The organism is Halorubrum sp. Ea1 (assembly GCF_002252965.1).
GTDB lineage: Archaea > Halobacteriota > Halobacteria > Halobacteriales > Haloferacaceae > Halorubrum.
Window position 1 is genome coordinate 1 of record NZ_NHPG01000093.1, and the last position, 723, is coordinate 723.

2 protein-coding genes are annotated in these 723 nt (G+C 78.7%); both read right to left on the minus strand.

The features are described 5' to 3' along the window. Positions 1-531, minus strand: a 531-nt coding sequence (locus DJ73_RS11355) for a hypothetical protein (RefSeq protein WP_094557996.1), incomplete at its 3' end; no start/stop codon positions are given. Beyond that, positions 531-723: DUF4129 domain-containing protein (locus tag DJ73_RS11360; RefSeq protein WP_141211992.1), on the minus strand; the 193-nt coding region annotated here is incomplete at its 5' end. The genes DJ73_RS11360 and DJ73_RS11355, both read right to left, overlap by 1 nt.

Genomic DNA, 723 nt, shown 5'->3' on the forward strand with positions numbered 1-723 from the left:
GCGGATCGCGTCGACGACGGCCCGGAGGCCGAACTCGTAGCGCGAGCGCCCGGTGACCATCGCCCGCAGCCGGACCCGGACCGGGTACGACGACGAGCGCGCGAGGAACGCGGCGGCGGTCGCGTCGCCGGTCCAGTCGCCGGTCTCGACGAGGCGCTCGGCCGCCTCGACCGAGACGTTTCGCTCGCGGGCGACGGTCGCGACCGCCAGCTCTCGGACCCGTTCGCGGACCTGTCGGCGCGCTCGGTGTCCGCCGCGCGCGGGACCGGTCGCCCGCTCGATCCGCTCGTCGAGGTCGGCGCCGGGCACCGCGGCCGGCGCCCGCCGCTCCGGGTCGCCGGGAGCGGCCGCCTCGCGTCGCCGCCTCCGTCTGGCGTTCGCGTACCTGAGCCCCTGGACCACGCCGAGCGCGCCGATCAGCGTGACCACGGTCTCGGAGGGGTCCAGCGCGCTCGCGACCCCGCGGTCGACGGCGGCGACGAAGCCGACCGCGACCGCCGCCACGCCGAGGGCGACGAGGGGCCGGACCACTACTCCGCACCCCCGTGGCGCTCCTCGATCCGCCGGAGGGCCTCGGCGGCCCGGCGCTCGCGCTCCTCGGTCGCCTCCTCGCCCCCGTACCGCACCCGCTCGAAGACGGCGGTGAGGTCTCCGACCGGCTCCGCGTCGACGCCGGCGTCGACGGCCGCGGCCGCGAACTCGGCGGGCGTCGAGGAGGCGGGC